This is a genomic window from Geodermatophilus maliterrae (genome assembly GCF_041018925.1).
GTDB classification, from domain to species: domain Bacteria; phylum Actinomycetota; class Actinomycetes; order Mycobacteriales; family Geodermatophilaceae; genus Geodermatophilus; species Geodermatophilus maliterrae.
In genome coordinates, this window is record NZ_JBFNXQ010000045.1 from 16728 (window position 1) to 40054 (window position 23327).

The following is a 23327-nucleotide window of genomic DNA, read 5'->3' on the forward strand; positions in this document are numbered from 1 at the left end:
GGTGGGGGGCAGGAGGCGGCCCTGCTGCAGGGGCCCGCCGCGAGCGTGCGAGGGGTGGGGGGCAGGAGGCGGCCCTGCTGCAGGGGCCCGCCGCGAGCGTGCGAGGGGTGGGGGGCAGGAGGGTCCTTCCTCAGACCTCCTCGACGGGGAAGGTGCGCGACGGTGACACGAACTCGTCCTGCGCCGCCACCAGCAGGACCTCCCGCGACCCGGCCTCCTCGGTGCGCCGCAGCAGCCCCCACACGCTCGCCGCGGCCCGGCCCAGCGCCTCGCCGGCCGATCGGGTCTCCAGCCAGTGCGCGAGGAACAGCGCCGCGATCGCGTCGCCGGCGCCGTTGACCGCCACCGACAGCCGCGGTGTGCGCACCCGGAAGTGTCGGCCGCCCTCGGAGGCGAGCAGGTCGACGGCGTCGTCCGGGGTGTCGTCGGTGACCAGCGACGTCGTCAGGACGACCCGCGGGCCCAGCCCCTGCACCGCCGCGACGGCACCCTCGACCTCGTCGAGCGACCGCGTCGTCGTCTGTGCCAGCAGGTCGAGCTCGTAGTGGTTGGGGGTGACCAGGTCGGCCGCGGGGACCGCCACCTCCCGCATGAGCTCCTCGATGCCGGGCCGCACGAAGACGCCGCGGCCGACGTCGCCGATGACCGGGTCGCAGCAGTAGACGGCGTCGGGGTTGGCCGCCCGCACCCGGCCGACCGTGCCGACGACGGCGTGGCCGATGTCGGCCGACCCGAGGTAGCCGGACAGGACGGCGTCGGCGGTGCCGAGCACGCCCCGGTCGGCGATCCCGTCGACGACCTCCTCCACCGCCTGACCGTCGAAGACCCGTCCGGTCCACGCGCCGTACCCGGTGTGGTTGGAGAACTGGACGGTGTGCACCGGCCACACCTCGACGCCGAGGCGCTGCAGGGGGAAGACGGCCGAGGAGTTGCCCACGTGCCCGTAGGCGACGTGCGACTGGATGGAGAGGACGTTCACCACGGCCGTCACCGTGCCACGACGCCCGGTGGCACCGCGCGCGGGGCACGGTCGAGCCAGGCGACGACGAGGACGTGCGGCAGCGTGAGCGCGGCCAGCAGCGGCAGGGTGGTGGCCAGCAGGTCTCCCTCCCCGTCCGCGGCCGACCACAGGACCGCCAGGACGACGAGCGCCGCCGCCGTCGGCAGCGCGGCGGCGAGCGCGAACCTGCGCAGCGGTGCGGCCAGCCGGCCGGCGGCGAGGTCGGCAGCGTTGGCCGGGTCCGCGGCGAGGACCCGGGCGACGTGGCGCACCGAGTGCCAGCAGCCGAACCAGACGCCGAAGGCCGCCAGCGGCGGGACCACCAGCACGAGCACCAGCAGCACACCCACCTCGGCCGCCTCCGGCCAGCGCGTCTCCAGCAGGAGGCCCACCGCCAGAGCGGCCGCCGCGGGCAGCACGACGACGAGCACCGCCGTCCCCACCGCCGGCGGCAGGACGCCGTCGCTGCCCGGCACCGCCGCGGCGACCACCGGGGCCGCCTCCCGCGCGCCGCGCACGAGCGGCACCAGGAGCACCAGCGCGCCGAGGACCGCGGCGGGCAGCGCGGCGCGGCGGACCGGCCGGCCGGCGCGCAGGTCGGCGAAGGCGGTCTCCCCGCTGCCGAAATGCCCGGCCGAGACCAGCACGAAGACGGCCAGTGCCGGTCCGGGCGCGGCCCGGAACAGCAGCCAGGCCACCGCGGCCGGGGCGGCGTAGCCGAGGGCGAAGGCGGCCAGCCGGGCCGGCCGCCGGTGCAGCCGCCAGGCGGGGACCAGGTGGTCGACGGCGCCGTGCGGCAGGCCGACCAGCAGGCCGGCCGCCAGCGGCAGCCAGGCCAGCCCGTCCCAGCCGCCGGGCACCAGCACCTCGACGGCGACGACCGCCCCCACGGCGGCCAGGGACACGACCGTCGCCGCACGGGCCGGGACGGCGGCCCGGGGGTCGGTCGCGGGCGCTGCTCCCCGACGGCGGAGCGGAAGGAGCACGGTCAGCTCCGGTCGCGCGCCGTCCGGGTCGCGCCGTGCGTGCCGTCGTGCCCGTGGTCGTCGTGCCCGTGGTCGTCGTGCCCGTGGTGGTCGTGCTCGCCCCGGATGGCGGCCGCGGCCGAGGAGGACACCCGGCCGAGCTCCGGCAGCACGCCGTCGCTCTCGTGCACGTTGCTCACCCAGACCGGCTCGGGGTGGGTGTCGACGCCGCCACGCACGTCCTCGGCGGTCCGCAGGACGGCGACCTTGTGGACCAACAGCCCGAAGCCGACCTTGGCGATGACGTCGGCGGTCGAGTACGCGACCTGCACCGTGGCGGACCAGGCCGGGGTGACGTCGACGAACACGGGGATCGCGTACACCAGCGGGTACACGCCGAAGCTGCCCAGCAGCACGATCGTGGCGTTGCGCAGGCTGACCGCCGCCTCGCGGCCCATGTGCGGCAGGGAGGCGCGCACCGCCCCGATCAGCGCCACGTACAGGTAGACGAAGAAGGCCGTGCTGACCAGGCCCCAGACCACCAGCGCGGTCCGGTCCCGGCCGTCGGCGACCACCTGGGCGCCGAGGTAGCCGGTGAGGATCATCAGGAAGGCCGCGGCCATGGCGCTGGCCCGCAGGTTCCGCGCCCGCGCACCGGCCAGGGAGCAGACCGCGAGCAGCTCCACGGTGAGCAGCGGGACGGTGACCGCCCAGTCGGGATAGCGGGTGGAGCCGGTGAACCGGGCCTCCGCGTTGGGCAGGTAGCGGCCGTCCTGCAGGTCGAAGCCGGTGTCCCACTTGAGGAACAGCACGAGGTAGGACACGGTCGCGACCGCGGCGAGACAGAGCCCGGCGTACACGGCCGGCCGGTAGCGGCGGCCGACCTCCTCCCTGCTCGCCCAGGTGTAGAGGAAGTAGGCCAGCAGGCTGAACCCGGCGGCCATGAGCGCGAAGTGCACCAGGTCGTAGAGGCCCAGCGACATCGTCTGCAGCTCGGGTGTCGGGGTGTCGACGACGTCCACGGGACCTCCGGAGGTCGGCAGCGGGTGCAGGACCCGGCTCCGGCCCCGGCGGGTGCGCTACCCGGCCGTGCGCCACCGAACCGGGCGACCGGTGGCGGTCCTGAGCCGCGGCACGGCCGCGACGGCCGGGGTTCGGCCGCCGCGGAGCCGGGCAGGACCGGCGCGTGAGCACGCGCATCGGGCTGGTGGGAGCCGGGTTCATCGCCGGCCGGCACGTGGGGTCCCTGACCGCGCTGGACGGCGTCGTCGTCGCCGGGGTCGCCGACCCGCAGGTCGACCGCGCACGGGCGCTGGCCGAGCGGGCCGGGGCGCGCGCCTACGGGTCGTGGGAGGAGCTCCTCGACGGCGAGACGCTCGACGCCCTCTACGTGTGCGTCCCGCCGCACCAGCACGGAGCGGTCGAGGAGGCGGCGGTCGAGGCGGGGCTGCCGCTGTTCGTCGAGAAGCCGCTGGCCACCGACCTGCCCACCGCCGAGCGGCTGGCCGCCCGCATCGAGGCGGCCGGGCTGCTGACCGCCGTCGGCTACCACTGGCGCTACCTCGACACCCTCGAGCAGGCCCGCGCCCTGCCGGCCGGCCGGCCGCCGCGGCTGCTCCTGGGCGCGTGGCTGGACAGGGCGCCGAACGTGCCCTGGTGGGCGCGGCAGGACCAGTCGGGCGGGCAGACCGTCGAGCAGGCCACCCACCTGCTCGACGTCGGCCGGGTGCTGGCCGGCGAGGTGGCCGACGGCTGGGCCACCGGTGGGCGTTCCCCGGACGGCCCCGGCGACGTCCTCGACGTCTGCACCGCCGCGCTGCGCTACCGGAGCGGCGCGGTCGGCACGTTCTCCAACAGCTGCGTGGCGCCGCGGGGCTACCGGATCGGGGTGCAGGTCGTGGCGCCGGGGCTGGGTCTGGAGCTCACCGAGCACGAGCTGCGGGTCGCCGACGAGGCCGGTGAGCGGACGGTCCCGCGGCAGGCCGACCCGATCGCCGTCGAGGACGCCGCGTTCGTGGCCGCCGTCCGTGGGGACGGCGACGACGTCCGGGCGCCCTACGCCGAGGCGCTGCGCACCCACCGGCTGGCGGTGGCCGTCGCGCGGGCGGCGGCCGACGGTGGCACGGTGCGGCTGTGAGCGGACCGCAGAGCCCCGTGCGAGCCGTGCGCACCATCGGCGTGGTCGCCCCGGGGCGGCCGGAGGTCCTCGACGACACCGACGCCGAGCCCGGCCCCGGCCAGGCGTGGGTGAGCACCGAGTACAGCGGCGTCAGCGCCGGCACCGAGGTGGCGCTGGTGCGCGGTACCACCCCGCACCACCGGCTGCACTGGGACCCCGACCTGCGCGCGTTCCGCGACGGCCCGACCGCCGGCTACCCCGTCCGCACTCTCGGCTACATGGAGGTGGGGCGGGTCACCGAGAGCCGCAGCCCCGACCTGGCCGAGGGCACCCGCGTGGCCATGGCCTACGGCCACCGCACCGGGTACTGCGCCGACCCGTCGGTCAAGCCGGTCATCCCGGTGCCCGACGACCTCGACCCGCTGCTCGGCGTCTACCTCGCCCAGATGGGCCCGATCTGCGTCAACGGCCTGCTGCACGCCACGGCCCAGTTCACCGGGCCGGGCGGCGGGGTCGGCGACGGCGTCCGCGACCGGCACGTGCTGGTCACCGGCGCCGGCGTCATCGGGCTGCTGTCGGCGCTGCTCGCCGTCCGGCACGGCGCGGCCGACGTCGTCGTCGCCGACCCCTCCGCGCAGCGGCGCGCGGTCGCCGGCGTGCTGGGACTGGCCACCGTGGACGACGACGGCGGCGCGTGGCAGGTGGTCAAGCAGCGGTGGCGGCACGCGCCGGGCGACGCCGGTGCCGACGTCGTCCTGCAGTGCCGGGGGCACGACGCGGCGCTGGCCACCGGTCTCAAGGCGCTGCGGCCGCAGGGCGTGGTCGTCGACCTGGGCTTCTACCAGGCCGGCGCGGAGGCGGTCCGCCTCGGCGAGGAGTTCCACCACAACGGCCTGTCGGTCGTGTGCGCGCAGATCAGCCGGGTGCCGCGCGGCATGGCCGGGGCCTGGCCGCGCACGGCGCTGGCCGACGTCACGCTCGACCTGCTGCGCGAGCGCGGCGACGACGTCCGCCGGCACCTGGTCACCGACGTCGTCCCGTTCGGCGACGGCCCGGCGCTGCTGGCCGACCTCGCGGACCGCCGGCTGCCGTCGCCGCCGCTGCAGGCCGTCCTCCGCTTCTGACGCCGCGTCCGCGCGGCACCCGGCGTGTCGTGCGGTGTGCCGCGCGACCGGAGTGCGATCCGTCTTGTTCCCAATACGCGGTCGGCTGCATCCTTCCCGTATCGCCGCGGACGCCGGGGGACCGGGCTGCGCGGCGGCCTCGGAGGAGGGGCCGTCATGGGGTGGGCGTGGGCGCTCGTCGCCGTCGTCGGGTTCGCGCTGGAGATCGCGCTGGTCATCGCCATGGCGCGGAGCAACACGGCGCGGTGGGAGCGCAACCACCGCGCCGCGCAGGCCGCGGTCCGGGCCAGGCGTGAGGCGTCGCTGCGGCTCCGGGCGGCGGCGGTGGTGGCGCGGGTCCCGGGGGCACAGCACCGGCACCTGCCGCACCTGCACGTGCCCCCGCTCTCCAGGCCGCACCTGCACCTGCCGCACGTGCACCTGCCGTCCGGTGTGGTCACGCGGCTGCCGCACCCGAACCTGCGCGGCGTCCTGCACCTGCCGCACCGGAACGGGCGCCCGGCGGCGCCCGCGGAGGAGGCGACCGCCCCGACCGAGCCGGCGCCCTGACGGGTCGGGCCTCGCGCGCGCGAGGCGCCCGGGCTCCCGGCCCCGTCCCGGGGCCCGCCGCGAGCGGAGCCAGGGGTGGGGAGGACGGGGTCCTCCGTCAGCGGGCGAGGGAGCGGAAGAGGCCGACCAGGCGGTCGGCGTGCGCGTCGAAGACGTGCCGCTCGCGGGCGGCCAGCGCGGCGGCCTGCCCGGCCCGGCCCGCCACCTCGGCGGTGAGGACGTCGGCGACGTCGTCGGCGCAGCGGTAGAGCAGCCCCGTCCCGTCCTCGCGCAGCACCCGCTCCACCGACACCAGCGACCCCGGGTTGGCCTGCTGCAGCAGCGGCAGTCCCGCGGCCAGCAGCACCGGCAGGCGGGCGGGGGAGTTGAGGTCGTCCCAGCTGGCCCGGCGCAGGTCGCCGCCGTTGCTGCTGTCGAAGCGGTGCAGCCAGCCGGCGTCGTGCCGCGACAGCTCGCGCACCCAGTCCTCGGGCCCGACCGCCGGGTGCACGTGCACGAAGCCCGGCGCGCGGGCGAGCGCCTCGTCCAGCCAGCCGGTCCAGGAGCCCTTCGGCCCGGGCGCGCGCACCTGCCCGTAGAGGTGGGTGTGCACGCCGCGGGCGGCCAGCGCCAGCACCCAGTCGAGGTCCAGCCCCGAGGGCCGGCCGACGACGGCGGTGTGCGGCTGCCCGTCGGCGTCCGACAGCTTCGGCGACAGCGGCGCGTCCAGCCAGTCGCGCTTGGGCAGGTCGCCGTCGAGGACGCCGAGCCGCGCGAGGTCCACCCGGCCGCGCAGCGCCAACGCGAACCAGTCGCGCTCCTCCTCGGTGGCCAGCAGGCAGGCGTCGGCGCCGCACACCAGGCCGGCCAGCAGCGGCCACTCCCCGCGGACGACGCTGCGCTGCGGCGACTCCTTGAAGTGCCACACGAACGGCAGGTCGGGGAACGCGGCGCGCACCGCGTGCGCGAACGGCACCGCCCGCCAGTTCAGCTGCGCCCACACGACGTCGGGCGCCAGCGCGCGCACCCCGTCGTGCCAGCGGCCGGGGTCGACGTCGGGGACGGCGCCGAACGGCAGCGGCCCGACCGTCGCGTCCCCCAGCCCGTCCGCCGTCCACAGGCCGGTGAGGGCGTGCCCGCGCTCGGCCAGCGCCAGCACCCGCTCGGGGTTGAACGCCAGCTCGCCGACGACGAGCACCCGCAGCCCGTCGGCCGACGGCGGGTACGACCGCTCGCGGAACCGCGCGTAGCGGGCGACCTCGTCGAGGTCGGTGCCGTCGGTGGAGACGAAGCGCAGCGGGTCCCGTACGCGGTAGCGGGTGCGGAAGACGTTGGGACCGCCGTCGAAGGACTCGCGGATCGCCCGCGACCGCTGCCCGGGGTGCTGCGTCCAGGCGCAGGTGACGCGGCCGGTGCCCGCCGCGCTCCCGCGGCCGGCGACCCGCGCCCACATCAGCCGGTCGAGGTCGTCGGTCTCCAGCTCGGCGCGCTCGGTCCACCGGTCCCCGGTGCGCCGGTGGGCCACCTGCACGAGCTGCGCGTACGGGGTGCCCGCGGGCCCGGCCAGGTCGGCGCGGGCGAGCACCACCGCGGGGTCGTCCAGGCAGCCCAGCAGGGTGCCGAGGTGGCCGGGGTACCAGACGTCGTCGGCCGGCAGGTACGCCACGACGGGCGCGGTGGTCGCGTCCAGCGCGGTGTTGAGGGTCGCCCCCAGGCCGCGGTTGGCATCGGTGCGCAGCAGCCGCAGCCGCGGGTCGGCCAGGGCCGCCACGACACCGGCCACCGCCGCGGGGTCGGGCGAGCCGTCGTCGACGACCACCGCCTGCCACGCCGTCTCCTCCTGGGCGAGCAGCGACTCCAGCGCGCGGGGCAGGAAGGCGGCCTGGTCGTGCACCGGCACCAGGACGGCGACGCGGGCCGCCCGGCTCACGCGGCGGCCCGGACCCCGGCCGGCACGCCGAGCAGCACGTCGTAGACCCCGGCCACCCGCGCGGCCAGCGCCGGCCAGGCGTAGTCGGCCGACCGTGCCCGGGCGCCGGCGGCCAGCCGCGCCCGCAGCGCCGGGTCGCTGGCGAGGGAGTCCAGCGCGGCGGTCAGCGCCCCGACGTCGCCGGGGGGCACGAGCAGCCCCGTCTCGCCGTGCCGGACCACCTCGGGGATCCCGCCGACGTCACTGGCCACCACCGGCAGCCCGGCGGCCATCGCCTCGGTGAGCACCGACCCCATCTCCTCGTACGCCGAGGGCAGCACCAGCACGTCGAGCGAGGCGAGGACGGCGGGCACCCGGCCGTGCTCGACGAACCCGGCCAGCGTGGTCCGCGCCGCGGCCGGGCCCTCCGCGGCCAGCCGCGCCACGAGCGCCCGGTCGGGCCCGTCCCCGACGACGACGAGCGAGGCCGGCCGGAGCATCCGCCCGAAGGCGCGCACCAGCACGTCGGCGCGCTTCTGCGGCGCCAGCCGCCCGACGTAGCCGATCCGCGGCCGCGCGACACCGGGGAACACGTCGTCGGCGCCGCCGGAGAACAGCGCCGGGTCGAAGCCCGAGGGGATGGTCCACAGCCGCCCGGCGGGGACGCCGTCCGGGCGCAGGGCGGCGGCCGTGCGCCCGGTGAGGACGACGACGCCGTCGGCCCGCCGCAGCGTGCTGCGCTCGATCCACCCGCCCAGCGCCCGCAGCAGCCGCACCCTCGGACCGCGGCCGGTCAGCGTGTGCCCGACGCTGCAGTGCACCGTGACCACGAGCGGGCAGTGGTGCACCCGCGCGGCGAGCCGGGCCAGCGGCAGGGTGGCGAGGTCCTCGCCCTGGTGGGCGTGCACGACGTCGACCGGCGCGGAGCCCGGCCGGCGCCCGGCGCGCAGCACGGCAGGCAGCCCGGCCAGCGCCCACAGCTGCCGCAGCCGCGACACCGGCAGGCCGGTGCGGTGCACCCGGACACCGTCGCCCAGCGCGGTCACGCCCCGCGGGCCGGCCAGCCGGGCGGTGACCACCGTCTGCCGCAGGCCCTGGGCGTCGAGGCAGCGGGTCAGGGTGGCGGTGTGGTTCTGCATCCCGCCGATCGGGTCGAAGCGTGCCGCCCGCCCGTCGAGCTCGCCGGCCAGGGAACCCGGTCGCGCCGGCCCTCGCCGGGCCGCCGGCTCGAAGACGCTGCACAGGCGCAGCACGTGCGCGGGACCAGGGGGTGCTGCGGGGCGGGGCACGCGGGGACCTCCGGCTTCTGGGGGACCTGTAGTGCACCACGGGTCCCGTCGGCGCGCGGTCCAGGCGCCGTCCTGGGGGTTATGCCGGGACGCGGGCGGGGCAGAGGGCGCTGGTGACCGCCCCGCTCGCCGACCCCGCCGTCCGCCGGGTCGCGCTCGTCCGGCTGCGCGTCGGGCTCGGTGACCTGCTGTGCACGGTGCCGGCGCTGCGCCGGTTGCGCGCCGCCCGGCCCGACGTCGAGGTCACCCTCGTCACCTTCGGGCGCATGGCCCCGGTGGTCGAGCGGCTCGGTGGCACGGTCGACGCCCTGCTGCCCTTCCCCGGCGCCGAGGGCATCCCCGACGGCCCGGTCGACGCCGCCGGCTGGGCGCCCTTCACCGTCGCCGCCCGCGAGCGCGGCTTCGACCTCGCGCTGCAGGCCTACGGCGACCGGCCCGCCGCCAACCGGGTCACCGCCGCGCTCGGCGCCCGCCTGACCGGCGGCTTCGCACCCACCGGCTGGGACCCGCCGGCCGGCACCGGCGCGCTGCACCTGCGCTATCCGCTCCGGCTGCACGAGGCCGAGCGGCACCTCGCCCTCCTCGAGCACCTCGGTCTGCCGCGGCGCGATGGCCTGCCCCCCGGCGGGGACGCGGGGATGGGCTTCCCCGTCACCGCCGCCGACGAGGCCGAGCACGCGGCCACCCTCGCGGCGCACGGCCTCGAGCCCGGCCGGTACGCCGTCCTGCACCCCGGCGCCTCGGCGCCGACGCGCCGCTGGCCCGTCGAGCGCTACGCCGCGGTCGGCGACGCGCTGGCCGCCGACGGGCTGACCGTCGTCGTCACCGGGGTGCCCGCTGAGCGGGAGATCTCCGCCCGGGTGGTCGCCGGGATGCGGGCCCCGGCCGTCGACCTCACCGGCGCCACCGGCCTCGGCGGGCTGGCCGCGCTGCTGCGCGACAGCGCCGTGCTGGTCGGGAACGACACCGGCTCGGCGCACCTGGCCGCCGCGGTCGGCGCCCGCAGCGTCACCGTCTTCCTGCCCGGCGACCCGGTGCGCTGGGCGCACCGCGGCCCGCGGCACCGCGCGCTGACGCCGACGGTCGCCTGCGCGCCCTGCCCGCACCTGGCCTGTCCCATCGAGTTCCGCTGCGCGCTCACCGTCTCGCCGGCCGACGTCGCCGGCGCCGCGCGGGAGCTGGCGGGCACGTGAGGGTCTCCTTCGTGTCGGACTCCGACGCCTGGGGCGGGGCGGAGGTGTGGCTCACGCACCACCTGCGGCGGGCGGGCGGGTGCGGCGCGACGGCGTCCCTGGTCTGCACCGAGCCGGTGGCGGCCGGCTTCGCGCGGGTGGGGGTCGAGCGCGCCGTCGTCCCGCTGTCCCGGCACGCCGCCGCCGCGCCGGCCACCCGTGCGGCGCTGGGCGCCCAGCGCCCCGACGTCGTCGTGGTCAACCTGGTCGACCCGGCGTCCAACGCCGCCGCGGTGGCCGCCGCACTCGACGTGGCGCCGACGGTCGGCGTGCTGCACCTGGTGGGCGACACGAGAAGGGGGGAGGAGCGGGCCGCGCTGGCCGCGCTGTACCGGCGGATGGCCGGCGTGCTCAGCCCGTCGACGCAGGGCCGCGAGCAGCTGCTCGCCGACCTCGGGCTCGACCCGGCGCGAGTCCACGTCGTCCCCAACGGCGCCGACGTGCCGCCCGACCCCGCCGGCCCGGCCGGCAACGCCGTCCCCCGGATCGGCGCCCTCGGCCGGCTCACGGCGCAGAAGGGCTTCGACGTGCTCCTCGCAGCCCTGCGCCGGCTGGACGTGCCCTTCGACGCGGTGGTCGGCGGAGCCGGCCGCGACGGCGAGGCGCTGCGCGTCGCGGCCGCGGGGCTGCCGGTCGGCTTCCCCGGCTGGGTGGACGACGTGCGCGGGTTCCTCGCCGGCCTCGACGTCTTCGTGCTGTCCTCCCGCATCGAGGCGCTGCCGCTGGTGCTGCTGGAGGCGATGGCCGAGGGCCTGCCGTGCGTGGCCACGGACGTGGGTGAGGTCCGCCGGGCGGTGGGGGAGGACGCCGTGGTGGTCCCGGTCGAGGACCCCGGCGCGCTGGCCGCGGCGCTGCGCGGCCTGCTCGCCGACCCCGCCCGGCGGGCGGAGCTGGGCGCCCGCGCGCGAGCCCGGGCGGTGCGCGAGCTCGACGCCGGGCTGATGGCCGCCCGGACCTTCCGGGTGCTCTCCGCCGTGGCCGCCGCACCCCGCTAGGAGGCGGGGCCACCCGTGGTGGGCAGCCCGTCGGCCACCCAGGCGCGGAACCCGCCGACGACGTCGCTCACCGTGGCCAGGCCCAGCGAGCGCAACGCGTCGGCGGCCAGGCTCGACGTGTAGCCCTCCTGGCAGAGGACGACGACGTCGACGTCGTACCCGGTGGCCTCCGGCAGACGCGCGTCGCTCTCCGGGTCGAAGCGCCACTCCAGGTGGTTGCGCTCGACGACCAGCGCGCCGGGCACCTCGCCGTCGGCCTCCCGCTGCGACTGGGGCCGGATGTCGACCAGCACCGCGCCGTCGGCCACCCGACGCGCGGCCTCCGCGGGCGTCACCCGGGTGATCCGCGCGCGGGCCTCGGCCAGCAGCTGGTCGACGCTCCGGGCGCCGGGCGGGCGCTGCCCGGTCACCAGTCCACCCCGGCGCGCTCGCTGCCGAGGTGCCGCAGGCTGCCGCCGGCGAGCTCGTAGCGGTTCATCGTCGACAGGCCGGGGGTGTAGACGTGCACGCTCACGGCCGGGCGTGTGCCCCGGTTGGTCACCCGGTGCACGTGGTGCGGCCCGAACAGGCGCACCCGCCCGGCCCACAGCTCGGTGGCGGCCTCGCGGACCGCGCCCGGGCGACCGCCGACGACGTCCTCGGTGAGCACCCCGCCGACGACGGCGAACGCGCCGGCGGAGCCGCCGTGGTCGTGCAGCGGCGTGTCCTGGCCGGGCAGCCACGACAGCAGCCACACCTGGGCGCCGGCGAGGTCGGCGTGCAGGGACGGGTCGAGCAGGTCGGCGGCGTCACCGGTCGGCAGCAGGCCGGTCCAGCGGCTGGGCTCCCGGTACTCGACACGGGGCAGCCAGCCGTCGGCAGCGGCGAGCAGCGCGGCGGCCAGCGCGGCGGCCGACGTGGCACGGGCGGTGTTCCGGGCAGGGGACAGCAGCGAGGTCACGTGTGGGTTCTCCTGAGCAGGACGCGCCGGGTCCCGTCAGGGGCGGCACGGAGGGGTGGCGGTCGGTCGGTGCTCAGCCGGCCGGACACAGCGCGCTGGCCACCCGCAGCAGGTCCACGGCGGACCGGCGGGTGAGCGTCGGGGCGGCAGCCACCCGGCCATGGGACCCCGGCACGGCATAGTGTGTCAAGCCGACCGGATTGGTGCGTTTTGACCCCGCGTGCGGTGGGTCCCCGGCGAGGAGGAAGCGATGGGTGTCGGCCCCGCGTGCCCGGGCCGGTCAGCCGGGCAGGACGACGGTGCGCAGCTCGTGGGCGCCGTCGGCGCGGGTGGCCTCGTAGAACCAGCGCGCGCCGCCGCCGGGCAGCGCGACGACGTCGGCGTAGCGCAGCCCGTGCGGCGCGTGCGGGCTCTGCAGGTGGGGGCCGCCGGGCGCCGGGCGGAAGCCGCCCGCGCCGTCGGGCCCGGCCAGCCCGGTGCGCTCCTCCCAGTTCTCCTCCGCGGTGGCCCGGCCGTCGTAGAGCGCCCAGGTGCGGTCGCCGTCGAGCACGACGGTGCTGACGCGGACGCCGCGGGCGTCCCAGCTGCCGGGCGTGCCGGCCAGGGCGGTGCCGCGCCAGGTCCAGTCGACGCCGTCCGGGCTGGTGGCGTGCTCGGTGGTCATCCGGTCGGTGGCGTCGGGGTCCTCGAGCGGGTGCACCGAGGCCCACAGGTGCCACTGCTCGCCGTCCCAGCGGACGACGGGGTCCTTCGGCGCCTCGCGGTCGCTGCCGGGCAGCACGGTGCGCGGCTCGGCGGTGGCCAGCTCCGCGACCGTGGCGGCCTCGAGCAGGTCGACCCGCCAGTGCTTGGTGCCCGGCGTCGCGCAGCTGACGTAGAGCCGCCAGCGTCCCTCGGGCGTGTGCACCAGCGCCGGCCGCTCCAGCGACTCGGCGCCGAAGCGCTCCTTGCCCACGGCGAGGACCGGGTCGAAGCGCACGCCGTCGTCCGAGCGGGCCACGACGTTGCCGAACCCGCGGCCCTCGCCCACCGGCCGGCGCAGGCGGTGGGCCAGCCACCACGTGCCGTCGACCAGCAGTGCCGACGGGGCGCCGGCCCACGACCCGGGGCGCGGGTCCTCGGGCTCGACGACGACCTCGGCGTCGGCCCAGAAGCGGTCGGGTGCCGGGGGGCGGGGCACGGACACGGTCACGCGGCAGCTCCGATCGGGAGAGGGGGTCGGCGGCTCCGCGACGGGGCAGCCCGGCCCCGTGTGTACACCGCCGCCGCGTGCGGCCCGTCCGCAGGGAGGACCTCGTGAGCGCCGACGCAGGCCGGCTGCCGCAGTTCGTCATCGCCGGCGCGCCCAAGGCCGGGACGACGGCGCTGCACGCGGCACTGGCCACCCACCCCGGCCTGTACCTCTCGCCGGTCAAGGAGCCGAAGTACTACCTGACCGACGGCCGGCCGCCGCCCCGCAGCGGCCAGCGCGGCCCCGGTGACGCGCACAGCGCCCGCGAGTGGGTCTGGCGGCGCGAGGACTACCTGCGGCTGTTCGACGGCGCGCCGGCGGGCGCAGTTCGCGGGGAGAGCACGCCGTTCTACCTGCACGACCGGGCGGCGCAGCGGCGGCTGGTCGCCGACGTCCCGGGGATCAGGGTGGTCGCGATCGTGCGCGACCCGGTGGACCGCGCGTGGTCCAACTGGGTGCACCTGCGCGCCGACGGCCTGGAGCCCGAGGCCGACTTCGCCACCGCCGTCGAGCTGGAGGCGGAGCGGGTGGCCGCCGGGTGGGCGCCGTTCTGGCACTACCGGGGCCTCGGCCGCTACGGCGAGCAGTTGCGCGATCTCCACTCCCTCCTGCCGCGGGAGCAGGTGCTCCTGCTGCGCTACCGGCAGCTGGTCGACACCCCGCGCGAGACGCTCGACCGGGTCAGCTCCTTCCTCGGGGTCGAGCTCGGGGTGGCGCACACGGTGGCGCCGGAGAACGTCAAGCCGTACGTCGCCGACGGCCCCCGCCACCGGGTGCTGGCCCGGCTGGTCCGTTCCGGTGCCGCGCTGGGTGCCTACGCGCCGCCGCAGGTGTGGCGGCAGGTCTCGCGGCCGCTGGTGGCCGCGCTGCACGCCGGCCGCACGACGCGGCCGCCGATGCCGGTCGAGGTGCGCCGCGCCGTCCTCGCGCCGCTGCTGACCGACATCGGGCTGCTCGAGGAGCTCACGGGCGAGTCCTTCGACGACTGGCGCCGCGACACCGGCCGCGGCGACTTCCGCTCCCGCCGTCCGGCTCCGGCCTGACGCCGGTCCGTCCGGTCGGTGCTCGGTCGCCGGTCGGTCCCGCGGTCGGCGCCGTGGTCCGCGAGGCCGCCGTCGAGGGGTGCTGCGGATCCGTGGACACGGCCCTGGCCTGGGGATTCGCGTCGCTGGGGTGCGGCGGGTCCGGTGGACTTCGAACGCCTGATCGAACCGGTGGGAGGTGTCGTGGACGAGCTGGCCGCCGCGCTGGACGCCCTCGCCTCCGACGACCTGCCGACGGTGTCCGGCCCGCAGCTGCTCGAGCGGCTCCGCAGTCTGCTGACCGCGCAGAACCGGCTGGCGGCCGAGGTGGCCCGCACGGTGCGCCAGTGCGAGCTGACCTCCGCCGCCGAGCACGACGGGCTGAAGACGATGGCCTCGTGGTTGCGCGGGCACGGGCACCTGTCCGCGGCCGAGGCCGGGCGGGTGGTGGCTGTCGGGCGGGCGCTGGAGCAGCTGCCGGCGGTGGCCGCCGCGTGCGCCGCCGGGGCGGTCACCGCCGGGCAGGCCGCGGTGATCGCACCGGTGGCTGAGCCGGGCAACCTGGCCCGCGCCGCCGAACACGACGTCGACCTGCTCGGCGTGGACGCCGCGCCGGCCGTCCTCGCGGCGTCGGCGCCCTCCGCCGATGTGGAGGCGGCGGTGCACCACTGCCTGCAGCGGCTGGACCCCGACGGACCCGAGCCCGAGCCCACCGAGGGCCGCGCGCTGGTGCTGGCCCGGCACGCCGACGGGTCGCTCAGCGGCCGGTTCCACCTCGACGCCGCCGGCGGGGAGAAGCTGCAGGCGGCGGTGGAGTCCGTCGTTCAGGCCGACCGGCCCGCCGGGGATGAGCGCAGCCGGGCTCAGCGGCAGGGCTCAGCGGCAGGGCGACGCGCTGGTGCAGGTCTGCGACACCGTGCTGGCTGCCGGCAGCCTGCCCACGCTGCGCGGACACAAGCCGCAGATCGCCGTGGTGATCGACCTGGCGGACCTCGTCGATGACGCGACCGGGCCGGGCGCCGCACGCATGGGGTTCGGCGCCACCATCTCCGCCGCCCGCGCGCGGTGGCTGGCCTGCGACGCCACCGTGTCCCGCGTGGTGATGGGCCCCGACGGGGCGCCGCTGGACCTGGGCCGGAAGCAGCGGCTGGCCGACCGGTACCTGCGCCGGGCGGTGGAGCTGCGCGACGGCGGCTGCGTGTTCGCCGGCTGTGGTGCCCCGACGTGGTGGGCCGAGGTGCACCACCTCGTCCACTGGCTCGACGGCGGCGGGACCAGCCTGGGGAACTCGGCGCTGCTGTGCGAGCGGCACCACGCCCAGGTCCACCACGGCTTCCGCGTCGAACGACGACCCGACGGGCCGTGGCGCACCTGCCGACCCGACGGCACCGAGATCCTCACCGGCACCGGCCTGCAACCCGCCGCCTGACGACACCTGGGCGCCGACACAGGGCGGGCACCGCCTCCTCCCGTCCCAGGCGGGGAGGTCGGCCGTGGGCCTGCTGGCGAACGGTTCGCCTGGACAGCGTTGCTGCAACCGTGGTCGCATCGCTCGTGTGACCGCCGTCGGGGAGTGGGTGCTGCTCTCCTACCGCCTCCCGCGCGAGCCCTCGGGTCCGCGGACGACGCTGTGGCGGCGGCTGCGCAGGCTCGGGGTCGCCCAGCTCGCCGACGGCGTCGTCGCCCTCCCGGCCGACGCACGCACGCGGGAGTCGCTGGAGTGGCTGGCCGACGACGTGTCGGCCGCCGGTGGCAGCGCCGGCATCTGGACCGCGCGCCCGGCCACCGCAGCCCAGGAGCGCGAGCTGGCCGCGGGCATGGCCGCGGCGCGGGCCGGGGAGTACCGCGCCCTGGCCGCGGAGTGCGCCGCCGCGCTGGCGGGGCCCGACGCCGAGCGGGCCCGCGTGCTGCGCCGGCTCCGTGCGGGGTGGCGGGCGATCGGCCGTCGCGACTTCTTCCCGCCGGCCGAGCGGGACGCTGCCGGCGCGGCGCTGCGCGCGCTCGCGGCATCGGTCGGCGACCCCGTGCCCGCCGGGCGGAGGTCCACGCCGTGAGGTGGGCGACCCGGGCGGGGATCCACGTCGACCGCGCGGCCTGCGCCTGGCTCATCCGCCGCTTCGTCGACCCGGACGCCGAGTTCGTCTTCGTCGTCGACCCGGCCGACGTCCCGGCCGGCGCGACGCCGTTCGACATGCGCGGCGTGGCCCTCGGCCACGTCGGCGGCGACTGCTCGTTCGAGACGATCCTGCGCGTGCACCGCCTCGACGACCCCGTGCTGGAGCGGATCGGCGAGATCGTGCACGAGGCCGACCTCGACGACGGCCGCTTCGACGCCCCCGAGGCCCCGGGCCTCGACGTCCTGCTGCGCGGCCTGTCGATGACCGGAGACGACGAGCGCACCCTCGCCGTCTCCGGCCCGCTCCTCGACGGCCTCCACGAGTACGTCCGCCGCCGCCTGCTGCTCGGCCGCGAGCCGGCCTGACCCCCGACGGAGATCCCATGACCGAGCCGACGCCGGCCGCCTCCGCCACCGCCCCGCCCTCCGCCCCGGCCACCGCGGTGCCGCCGTTCCGGACCGCCGTCCGCGCCTGGTTCCTCGTCTCGCTGCAGACCTTCGGCGGACCGGCCGGGCAGATCGCGGTCATGCAGCGCGAGCTGGTCGACGAGCGCCGCTGGATCGGCCAGCGCCGGTTCCTGCACGCCATGAACTACTGCATGCTGCTGCCCGGCCCCGAGGCCCAGCAGCTGGCCACCTACGTCGGCTGGCTGCTGCACGGCACGCGCGGCGGGCTGGTCGCCGGCGGGCTGTTCGTCCTCCCCGGCGTCGTCGCGCTGCTGGCCCTCTCGGCCGTCTACGTGGCCTTCGGCGGCACCGTCGCGGTGGCCGCGCTGTTCGCCGGGCTCGCGCCCGCGGTGCTCGCGATCGTCGCCCAGGCGGTGCAGCGGGTGGCGAAGCGGGCGCTCACCAGCCGTGCGCTCGTCGCCATCGCCGTCGTCGCGTTCCTCGCCCTGGCCGTCCTCGGCGTGCCCTTCCCCCTCGTCGTGCTGGCCGCCGGCCTGGGCGGCTGGGTGCTCGGCCGGCGGCGGCCAGCGGCGGTGGGGGAGGCCCTCGTCGGCGACGGCCCGCCGCCGGTGATCGCCGACGACGCCCTGCACGCCGAGCGCCCCACCGCCCGCCGCACCCTCACCGTGCTCGCCGTGGGCCTGCTCGCCTGGGGCGTGCCGGTCGCCGCCGTCGCCCTGCTCACCGGGACCGGCAGCACGCTGACCCAGCAGGGGTTGTTCTTCTCCGGCGCCGCGGTGGTCACCTTCGGCGGCGCCTACGCGGTGCTCGCCTACGTCGCCCAGGCCGCGGTCACCACGTACGGCTGGCTGACGCCGGGGGAGATGGTGCGCGGGCTGGCGCTGGCCGAGACCACCCCGGGTCCGCTGATCATGGTGGTGCAGTTCGTCGCGTTCCTCGGCGCCTTCCGCGCCCCCGGCGGCCTCGACCCGTGGGCCGCGGCGGTGCTCGCCTCGCTGCTGGTCACCTGGGTGACGTTCGTACCGAGCTTCCTGTTCGTCCTCCTCGGCGCCCCCTACATCGAGCGGCTGCGCGGCAACCGGTCGCTGTCCTCGGCGCTCACCGGCATCACCGCCGCGGTGGTCGGCGTCATCGCCAGCCTCGGCCTGTACTTCGCCGTCCACACGCTGTTCTCCGGGACCGTGCGGGTCGGGCGGCTGGCGCTGGAGCTCCCCGACCCCGCCACGGTGCGGCCGGTCGCCTGGGTGATCGCCGCCGTCGCCGCCGTCCTGCTGTTCCGCCTCCGGTGGTCGGTGCTGCGCACGCTCGGCGTCTGTGCCGTCCTCGGGCTGGCCGCCGGCCTGGCCGGGCTGCCGGTCGGCTGAGCGCGGGTGACCGGCGCCGGGCCGGGTAGGGCTCATCCCCGGAGAGGCGTGCACCCCGCACGCCGACGACGGGAGGGGACCGACATGGCGATCGCGACGATCAACCCGGCCACCGGCGAGACGCTCAAGACCTACGAACCGCTGTCGGACGAGGCCGTCGACGAGCGGCTCGACCGGGCGGTCGCCGCGTTCCGCTCCTACCGGCTGACCCGCCCCGAGGAGCGGGCCGGCTGGCTGCGCGCGGCCGCCGACGTCCTCGACGGCGACACCGACGCCGTCGCCGAGCTCATGGTCACCGAGATGGGCAAGACGCTGGCCGCGGCCAAGGCCGAGGTCGGCAAGTGCGCGAAGGGGCTGCGCTACTACGCCGAGCACGGCCCGGCGATGCTCGAGCCGCGCCCCGCCGACGCCGGGGCCGTGGGCGCCGAGGACGCCTACGTCGTCCACCAGCCGATCGGCGTGGTGCTCGCCGTCATGCCGTGGAACTTCCCGCTGTGGCAGGCCATGCGCTTCGCGGCGCCGGCGCTCATGGCCGGCAACGTCGGCCTGCTCAAGCACGCCAGCAACGTGCCGCAGACGGCGCTCTACATCGAGGAGCTGTTCCGCAAGGCCGGCTTCCCCGCCGACGTCTTCCAGACGCTGCTGATCGGCTCCTCGGCCATCGAGCGGGTGCTGCGCGACGACCGCGTCGCCGCCGCCACCCTGACCGGCAGCGCCCCGGCCGGGCAGTCGGTGGCCTCCATCGCCGGCGACGCGCTGAAGAAGACCGTGCTCGAGCTCGGCGGCAGCGACCCCTACATCGTCATGCCCTCGGCCGACCTCGACCGCGCCGCCGAGGTCGCCGTCACCGCCCGCTGCCAGAACAACGGGCAGAGCTGCATCGCCGCCAAGCGGTTCTTCGTGCACACCGACGTCGCCGAGGAGTTCACCCGCCTGTTCGCCGAGAAGCTCTCCGCGCTCGTCGTCGGCGACCCCATGGACGAGGCCACGCAGGTCGGCCCGCTGGCCACCGAGTCCGGCCGGGAGGACGTGGAGAAGTACGTGCAGGACGCCGTCGACAAGGGCGCCACCGTCGCCGCCGGGGGGAAGCGCCCCGACGGGCCGGGCTGGTTCTACGAGCCGACCCTGCTCACCGGGATCACGCCGGAGATGGACCTCTACGACGAGGAGGTCTTCGGCCCGGTCGCGGCGCTGTGGACGGTGGACTCCCTCGAGGAGGCCATCGACATCGCCAACAGCCACCCCTACGGCCTGGGCAGCAACCTCTGGAGCGAGGACGCCGAGGAGCGGGCCACCTTCATCCGCGACGTCCAGGCGGGCATGGCCTTCGTCAACGGGATGGTCACCAGCTACCCCGAGCTGCCCTTCGGCGGGGTCAAGCAGAGCGGCTACGGCCGCGAGCTGACCGAGCTCGGCATGTACGAGTTCACCAACGCCAAGACGGTCTGGATCGGCCCCCGCAGCAGCGAGCAGGCGCAGGGGAACACCGCCAGCGCCTCGGAGTGAGCCCGTCCCCGCCCGGGCGCCGTTTCCGGTCGCGCCCGGGTGGGGTAGCGGACGACGCATCCGACCGGCCCCTGAGCAGCGGGGACGCCGACGACGGTTCGACGTGGTGCCGTGCCCTCCCAGCGCGGGCACCCGGACAGGAGCACTCGTGACGACGACGACGGACAACCACTTCATCGCCCAGTCGGTGCACGACCTCGGCACCGCCCTGTGGTTCGGCGGCTCGGTCATGGGCATCGCAGGGGTCAACAAATCCGGCAGCGACCTGACCTCCGGCATCGACAAGGTCCGGGTGGCCAGCTCCGCCTGGTCGCGGTTCCAGCCGGCACAGTTCGGCGGCATCGCGGCCACGCTGGTCACCGGCCTGCAGCTGACGCGCAGCAACAAGCAACGGCTGGCGCTGCAGAAGGGCTACGCGACGGTCGGCACCCTCAAGGCAGCGCTCACCGTGGCCGGTGCGGGCGCCACCGCGTACGCCGCCTACTCGGGCGCGAAGATCGGTCAGCTGGCCGAGCAGGCCGCCAGGGACGGGAGCCTCGAGGTCAAGGACGCCACGCTGCCCTCGGCCGGCACCCCGGCGGAGATCAAGAAGTGGCAGGCCCGGCAGCGGGTCACCCAGGCCGCCGTCCCGGCGCTGGCCGGCGCGGTCATCGTGTGCAACGCCTGGCTCGTGCAGTCCTACCGCGTCGGCTCGACGGTCAAGGGCCTGCTCGGGCGGCTGCTGCCCGACTGAGGAAGGACCCCTCTGCCCCCCACCGCTCGCGAGCTCGCGGCGGGACCCTGCAGAGGGGCCGTGCCCCCCACCGCTCGCACGCTCGCGGCGGGACCCTGCAGGAGGGCCGTCCGGCCCCGGTCCCCGCACGCCGCGGGGGCCGGGGCCGGCTCACGTCCGCACCGTCACGCACACCCACTGTCCGCCCTCGTCGCCCGGGCGGGACTCCAGCACGGTGACCGTCGTCACCGCGGCGGCCAGCGCCAGCCGGGCCGTCCCGTCGTCGGCGGGCCGATCCGGCAGCGGGAGCAGCGGCCCCGGCAGTGACACCTCGACCACGAAGCCGTCCCGGGTGGGGAGGGCGCGCAGCAGCCGCGGGCCGGACGCCACGCGGGACCGGGCGGCGTCGGCCACCAGGACCTCCGACACGAGCAGCACCAGCTCGTCGACGACGCCGGCGGCACAGCCGGCGGCCTCGGCCCGCGTCCGCACCCACGCCCGCGCCTCGGCCGGGCGCTCCACCTCGGTGACCGCGCCGCCCCACTCCGCGGCGACGTCCCCGCCGACGTCCCCGCCGCCGCCGTCGTCGTCGTCTCCGCTCCCGGTCACCGCACGACCACCCCTCCGGGCAGAACGAGTGGCTCTCCCGGGGGGTGCGAGGGACCGGCGCGCCGTTGCGCAGCCGTGACCCGCTCGCGGTCAGGCGCGATCGAGCGGCTGCGCGGACACGAGGAACCGTGACCCGCCGGAGTGGAGGAGCACGGCCAGCGACACCGCCGGGGAGACCTTCTCGGCCAGCCAGAGCATCAGCAGCCGCCGGTCGGAGGGCACCTCCGACGGCGTGAGCAGCTCGCACGGGGTGCGGGTGAGCACCTCGCCGGACACCGCGATGCCGGTGGTGGCGTCTCCGGCCACGCTCAGGCGGACCCGGACCCCGCCCGGGGTCCCGTTCAGCGTGGCCGCGGCGGTCACCGCCTCGTGCAGCACGAGGACCAGCTCGTCGCGCCGGCCGTCGGGCAGTCCGGCCGTCGCGAGCCGGTCGTACCACCAGCGGCGGTTGGCCGCGCCGGTCTGCGGGTCGAGGACCGCCTCGGCGAGGCACCGGCCGTCGGCCGGGAGGACGCCCGGTACCCGCAGGTCCGGATTGGGCAGGTCGCCGCTCTCGGACCACAGCACCGGGTGGGTACCGAGCGCCATCGCGACCTGCGCCGGGTGGTCGACGGTGTCGATCAGACAGGTGAGCGCGACCGGCTGCACCGCGACCGCCTCCGTCATCGCGTGCTCGGAGGCCCACCACCGCTCGACGTCCGGCGCGAGCTCGAACGGCTGCTGGCAGACGACGGTCACCAGGTCCGCCGCCCCCGGCCGCGCCTGCCGGACCCAGTGCTCGACCAGTGCCTCCGGCTCCTCCTCGACGAGCACCTGCCGCTCCTGGAAGACGACGGTCGCGGTGTCGGGCACCCGCTCGGCGAGGACCCGCCGGACGACGTCGTCGACGTAGGCCACCACGGGGGACCCGGCGGCCACGGCGCGCCGGCACAGTGCCGCGGCGATCACACCGGCCTCGGTCGGACCGGTGTGGAAGGCGCACCGGTGGACCGGTGCCCCGGCCGGAGCCGTCACCGCGGCGTCTCCCCGGGGGGCTCGTCGGCCAGGGCCACCTGGCGGTCCGGGTGCCGCTCGGCGAGCAGCCGGACCAGCCGCGCGGTCAGCCGCGACGCCCCGACGAGGGTCAGCCCCGGCGGGCCGGCGGCCGCGGCGACCAGCGAGTCGGCCGCGCCGACGTCGATGAAGCGCAGGTCCGTGACGTCCCAGGTGGCCGGCCCGCCGTCCTCGCTGAGGGTCGTGCGCAGCACCGCGCGCAGCGCGTCGGCGTTGCCCGAGTCCAGCTCGCCGGTCAGGTGCAGCACCTGGCCGACCCGGGTCAGCCGGAAGACGCCGTCGTCGAACTCGGCCGACGCGTCGTGCTCGGCGTCGTGGCAGACGGCCAGCGACGTCCGCTGTCCCGGCAGCAGCAGATCGCGGAAGTAGGGGCACAGCACGGTCATCGGGCGCTCGTCGACCAGCCGCCCGATCACCTCCTCGAAGGGGTTCTCCCCGGCCGCGGTGATGGCGCCGGTGAACCGCACGCCGGCATACCCCTCGGCCAGGACGCTCTCCACGAGGTCGGGGAGCGTCGCGGGGTCGGGCGCGACCACCCGCACGACGGTCGTGTCCGACGGCTGCCAGTCCTCGCCCACGACGCCGGCCCGCCGCAGCCGCGCCCACAGCCGCGGCTCGCGCGTGCCGAGCCCGGCCACCATCACGCACTCGCCGCGGCGGACCCCCTCGACGACGAAGTCGCCCACCACCTGGGCGTGGGCCTCCTCGCTGTCGAGGACGACGTAGTCGTGGGCGCCGCGGCTCATCGGCAGGGGTCCCCGGGCTCCGGGTGCGCCGGCGTCTCCCCGGTCTCGGTGACCAGGGCGGCGACGTCGCGGACCTTGCGGTGGGTGTCCTGCGAGGCCCGCACGAGGATGCCGAAGGCGGCGTCGGCGGTGATCCGGTAGCGCTCCATGAGGACGCCCTTGGCCTGCCCGATGACGTCGCGGCTGGCCACCGCCGTCGTCAGGTGCTCGATCCGCTGCACCGCCCGCAGCGCGAGGGCGGCCTGCCCGGCCACCTGGCTCAGCACCGCGCCGTCGGGCCCGGCGCCGGGGCCGGGGGTGTAGACCGACAGGGCGCCAAGCACCTCGCGGCCGGTGTCCAGCGGCAGGCAGGTGGCCGTCCGGATGCCCGTGGCGGCGGCGCGTGCAGCCAGCGCCGGCCAGCGCGCGTCGCGGCCGAGGTCGGCGCTGCCCGCCGGCTTGCCCCCGAGGGCCGCCGCC

At 77.2% G+C, this 23327-nt stretch carries 26 protein-coding genes; 13 read left to right on the plus strand and 13 right to left on the minus strand.

Going from position 1 to position 23327, the window contains the following annotated elements; translation table 11 throughout:
* Window positions 1-130 precede the first annotated feature (130 nt).
* The 3 genes from pdxY to ABQ292_RS14700 are packed head-to-tail and all read right to left on the minus strand — an operon-like array spanning window position 131 to window position 2987.
* Window positions 131-991, minus strand: a complete 861-nt coding sequence (gene pdxY, locus ABQ292_RS14690; protein WP_369207607.1) for a pyridoxal kinase PdxY — start codon at window positions 989-991, stop codon at window positions 131-133.
* Window positions 988-1986: a Brp/Blh family beta-carotene 15,15'-dioxygenase gene (locus tag ABQ292_RS14695; RefSeq protein ID WP_369207609.1), complete on the minus strand. Its 999-nt coding sequence runs from the start codon at window positions 1984-1986 to the stop codon at window positions 988-990. The genes pdxY and ABQ292_RS14695 overlap by 4 nt, the downstream gene beginning before the upstream one ends.
* A 2-nt stretch (window positions 1987-1988) precedes the next feature.
* The gene (locus tag ABQ292_RS14700) at window positions 1989-2987 is read right to left on the minus strand and encodes a bacteriorhodopsin (protein WP_369207611.1); all 999 of its coding nucleotides are present in this window, start codon (window positions 2985-2987) and stop codon (window positions 1989-1991) included.
* 164 nt (window positions 2988-3151) lie between these two features.
* Between ABQ292_RS14700 and ABQ292_RS14705 the strand changes: the two genes are divergently transcribed.
* From ABQ292_RS14705 to ABQ292_RS14715, 3 genes are all read left to right on the plus strand, one after another.
* Window positions 3152-4102 carry a Gfo/Idh/MocA family protein gene (locus ABQ292_RS14705; protein WP_369207613.1) on the plus strand — a complete coding sequence of 317 codons (951 nt, stop codon included), beginning with the start codon at window positions 3152-3154 and terminating at the stop codon, window positions 4100-4102.
* Entirely contained in the window at window positions 4099-5208 is a 1110-nt protein-coding gene (locus ABQ292_RS14710) for a zinc-dependent alcohol dehydrogenase (RefSeq protein WP_369207615.1), read from the plus strand. Before ABQ292_RS14705 ends, ABQ292_RS14710 begins: the two co-directional genes overlap by 4 nt.
* Before the next feature lie 156 nt (window positions 5209-5364).
* A complete protein-coding gene (locus ABQ292_RS14715) occupies window positions 5365-5757 on the plus strand; it encodes a hypothetical protein (protein ID WP_369207617.1) in 393 nt (130 codons plus the stop codon).
* A 97-nt stretch (window positions 5758-5854) separates the two neighbouring features.
* Here the strand turns inward: ABQ292_RS14715 and ABQ292_RS14720 are convergent, their stop codons facing one another.
* Both ABQ292_RS14720 and ABQ292_RS14725 read right to left on the minus strand, forming a co-directional pair.
* Window positions 5855-7666: a glycosyltransferase family 2 protein gene (locus ABQ292_RS14720; RefSeq protein ID WP_369207619.1), complete on the minus strand. Its 1812-nt coding sequence runs from the start codon at window positions 7664-7666 to the stop codon at window positions 5855-5857.
* Window positions 7663-8934, minus strand: a complete 1272-nt coding sequence (locus ABQ292_RS14725; protein WP_369207621.1) for a glycosyltransferase — start codon at window positions 8932-8934, stop codon at window positions 7663-7665. Before ABQ292_RS14725 ends, ABQ292_RS14720 begins: the two co-directional genes overlap by 4 nt.
* A gap of 113 nt (window positions 8935-9047) precedes the next feature.
* On the opposite strand from ABQ292_RS14725, the gene ABQ292_RS14730 reads away from it, so the two are divergent.
* Together ABQ292_RS14730 and ABQ292_RS14735 are read left to right on the plus strand one after the other, a co-directional pair.
* Window positions 9048-10127, plus strand: coding sequence for a glycosyltransferase family 9 protein (locus ABQ292_RS14730; protein ID WP_369207623.1), 1080 nt, complete (start codon window positions 9048-9050; stop codon window positions 10125-10127).
* A complete protein-coding gene (locus ABQ292_RS14735) occupies window positions 10124-11161 on the plus strand; it encodes a glycosyltransferase (RefSeq protein WP_369207625.1) in 1038 nt (345 codons plus the stop codon). Before ABQ292_RS14730 ends, ABQ292_RS14735 begins: the two co-directional genes overlap by 4 nt.
* Here ABQ292_RS14735 and ABQ292_RS14740 read toward each other — a convergent pair.
* The 4 genes from ABQ292_RS14740 to ABQ292_RS14755 all read right to left on the minus strand — a co-directional run bounded on the left by ABQ292_RS14740 (window position 11158) and on the right by ABQ292_RS14755 (window position 13293).
* A complete protein-coding gene (locus ABQ292_RS14740) occupies window positions 11158-11571 on the minus strand; it encodes a rhodanese-like domain-containing protein (RefSeq protein ID WP_369207627.1) in 414 nt (137 codons plus the stop codon). The genes ABQ292_RS14735 and ABQ292_RS14740 overlap by 4 nt on opposite strands.
* A complete protein-coding gene (locus tag ABQ292_RS14745) occupies window positions 11568-12101 on the minus strand; it encodes a cysteine dioxygenase (protein WP_369207629.1) in 534 nt (177 codons plus the stop codon). The genes ABQ292_RS14740 and ABQ292_RS14745 overlap by 4 nt, the downstream gene beginning before the upstream one ends.
* A gap of 73 nt (window positions 12102-12174) precedes the next feature.
* The gene (locus ABQ292_RS14750) at window positions 12175-12276 is read right to left on the minus strand and encodes a putative leader peptide (RefSeq protein WP_369207631.1); all 102 of its coding nucleotides are present in this window, start codon (window positions 12274-12276) and stop codon (window positions 12175-12177) included.
* A 105-nt stretch (window positions 12277-12381) separates the two neighbouring features.
* Window positions 12382-13293 carry a glycoside hydrolase family protein gene (locus tag ABQ292_RS14755; RefSeq protein ID WP_369207633.1) on the minus strand — a complete coding sequence of 304 codons (912 nt, stop codon included), beginning with the start codon at window positions 13291-13293 and terminating at the stop codon, window positions 12382-12384.
* Window positions 13294-13397: 104 nt separating this feature from the next.
* Between ABQ292_RS14755 and ABQ292_RS14760 the strand changes: the two genes are divergently transcribed.
* The 8 genes from ABQ292_RS14760 (at window position 13398) to ABQ292_RS14795 (ending at window position 20481) form a co-directional block, all read left to right on the plus strand.
* On the plus strand, window positions 13398-14375 hold the full coding sequence (locus tag ABQ292_RS14760) for a sulfotransferase family protein (protein ID WP_369207635.1): 978 nt from the start codon (window positions 13398-13400) through the stop codon (window positions 14373-14375).
* Between the two features lie 183 nt (window positions 14376-14558).
* Window positions 14559-15356, plus strand: coding sequence for a DUF222 domain-containing protein (locus ABQ292_RS14765; RefSeq protein WP_369207637.1), 798 nt, complete (start codon window positions 14559-14561; stop codon window positions 15354-15356).
* A complete protein-coding gene (locus ABQ292_RS14770; RefSeq protein WP_369207639.1) occupies window positions 15271-15783 on the plus strand; it encodes an HNH endonuclease signature motif containing protein in 513 nt (170 codons plus the stop codon). The genes ABQ292_RS14765 and ABQ292_RS14770 overlap by 86 nt, the downstream gene beginning before the upstream one ends.
* Before the next feature lie 127 nt (window positions 15784-15910).
* A complete protein-coding gene (locus ABQ292_RS14775) occupies window positions 15911-16408 on the plus strand; it encodes a Chromate resistance protein ChrB (RefSeq protein WP_369207641.1) in 498 nt (165 codons plus the stop codon).
* The gene (locus ABQ292_RS14780; protein ID WP_369207643.1) at window positions 16405-16836 is read left to right on the plus strand and encodes a chromate resistance protein ChrB domain-containing protein; all 432 of its coding nucleotides are present in this window, start codon (window positions 16405-16407) and stop codon (window positions 16834-16836) included. The genes ABQ292_RS14775 and ABQ292_RS14780 overlap by 4 nt, the downstream gene beginning before the upstream one ends.
* Before the next feature lie 17 nt (window positions 16837-16853).
* Complete coding sequence (gene chrA / locus ABQ292_RS14785) at window positions 16854-18242, plus strand: chromate efflux transporter (RefSeq protein WP_369207645.1); 1389 nt, start codon at window positions 16854-16856, stop codon at window positions 18240-18242.
* Window positions 18243-18326: 84 nt separating this feature from the next.
* Window positions 18327-19748 (plus strand): NADP-dependent succinic semialdehyde dehydrogenase, encoded by a 1422-nt coding sequence (locus ABQ292_RS14790; RefSeq protein WP_369207647.1) that lies wholly within the window; start codon window positions 18327-18329, stop codon window positions 19746-19748.
* Window positions 19749-19896: 148 nt separating this feature from the next.
* Window positions 19897-20481 carry a hypothetical protein gene (locus tag ABQ292_RS14795; RefSeq protein ID WP_369207649.1) on the plus strand — a complete coding sequence of 195 codons (585 nt, stop codon included), beginning with the start codon at window positions 19897-19899 and terminating at the stop codon, window positions 20479-20481.
* Between the two features lie 150 nt (window positions 20482-20631).
* On the opposite strand, the gene ABQ292_RS14800 is transcribed toward ABQ292_RS14795, so the two are convergent.
* From ABQ292_RS14800 to ABQ292_RS14815, 4 genes are all read right to left on the minus strand, one after another.
* A complete protein-coding gene (locus tag ABQ292_RS14800) occupies window positions 20632-21069 on the minus strand; it encodes a hypothetical protein (RefSeq protein WP_369207651.1) in 438 nt (145 codons plus the stop codon).
* A 90-nt stretch (window positions 21070-21159) separates the two neighbouring features.
* Window positions 21160-22083, minus strand: coding sequence for a hypothetical protein (locus ABQ292_RS14805; RefSeq protein ID WP_369207653.1), 924 nt, complete (start codon window positions 22081-22083; stop codon window positions 21160-21162).
* Window positions 22080-22868 carry an MEDS domain-containing protein gene (locus ABQ292_RS14810; RefSeq protein ID WP_369207655.1) on the minus strand — a complete coding sequence of 263 codons (789 nt, stop codon included), beginning with the start codon at window positions 22866-22868 and terminating at the stop codon, window positions 22080-22082. The genes ABQ292_RS14805 and ABQ292_RS14810 overlap by 4 nt, the downstream gene beginning before the upstream one ends.
* Window positions 22865-23327, minus strand: a 463-nt coding sequence (locus ABQ292_RS14815; protein WP_369207657.1) for a GAF and ANTAR domain-containing protein, incomplete at its 5' end; no start/stop codon positions are given. The genes ABQ292_RS14815 and ABQ292_RS14810, both read right to left, overlap by 4 nt.

Excerpts from the sequence above, each read along its gene's own strand:
- ABQ292_RS14790 (WP_369207647.1), top strand. The coding sequence starts at position 18,327 with ATGGCGATCGCGACGATCAACCCGGCCACCGGCGAGACGCTCAAGACC.
- ABQ292_RS14715 (WP_369207617.1), top strand. The coding sequence starts at position 5,365 with ATGGGGTGGGCGTGGGCGCTCGTCGCCGTCGTCGGGTTCGCGCTGGAG.
- chrA (WP_369207645.1), top strand. The coding sequence starts at position 16,854 with ATGACCGAGCCGACGCCGGCCGCCTCCGCCACCGCCCCGCCCTCCGCC.
- ABQ292_RS14810 (WP_369207655.1), bottom strand. The coding sequence starts at position 22,868 with ATGAGCCGCGGCGCCCACGACTACGTCGTCCTCGACAGCGAGGAGGCC.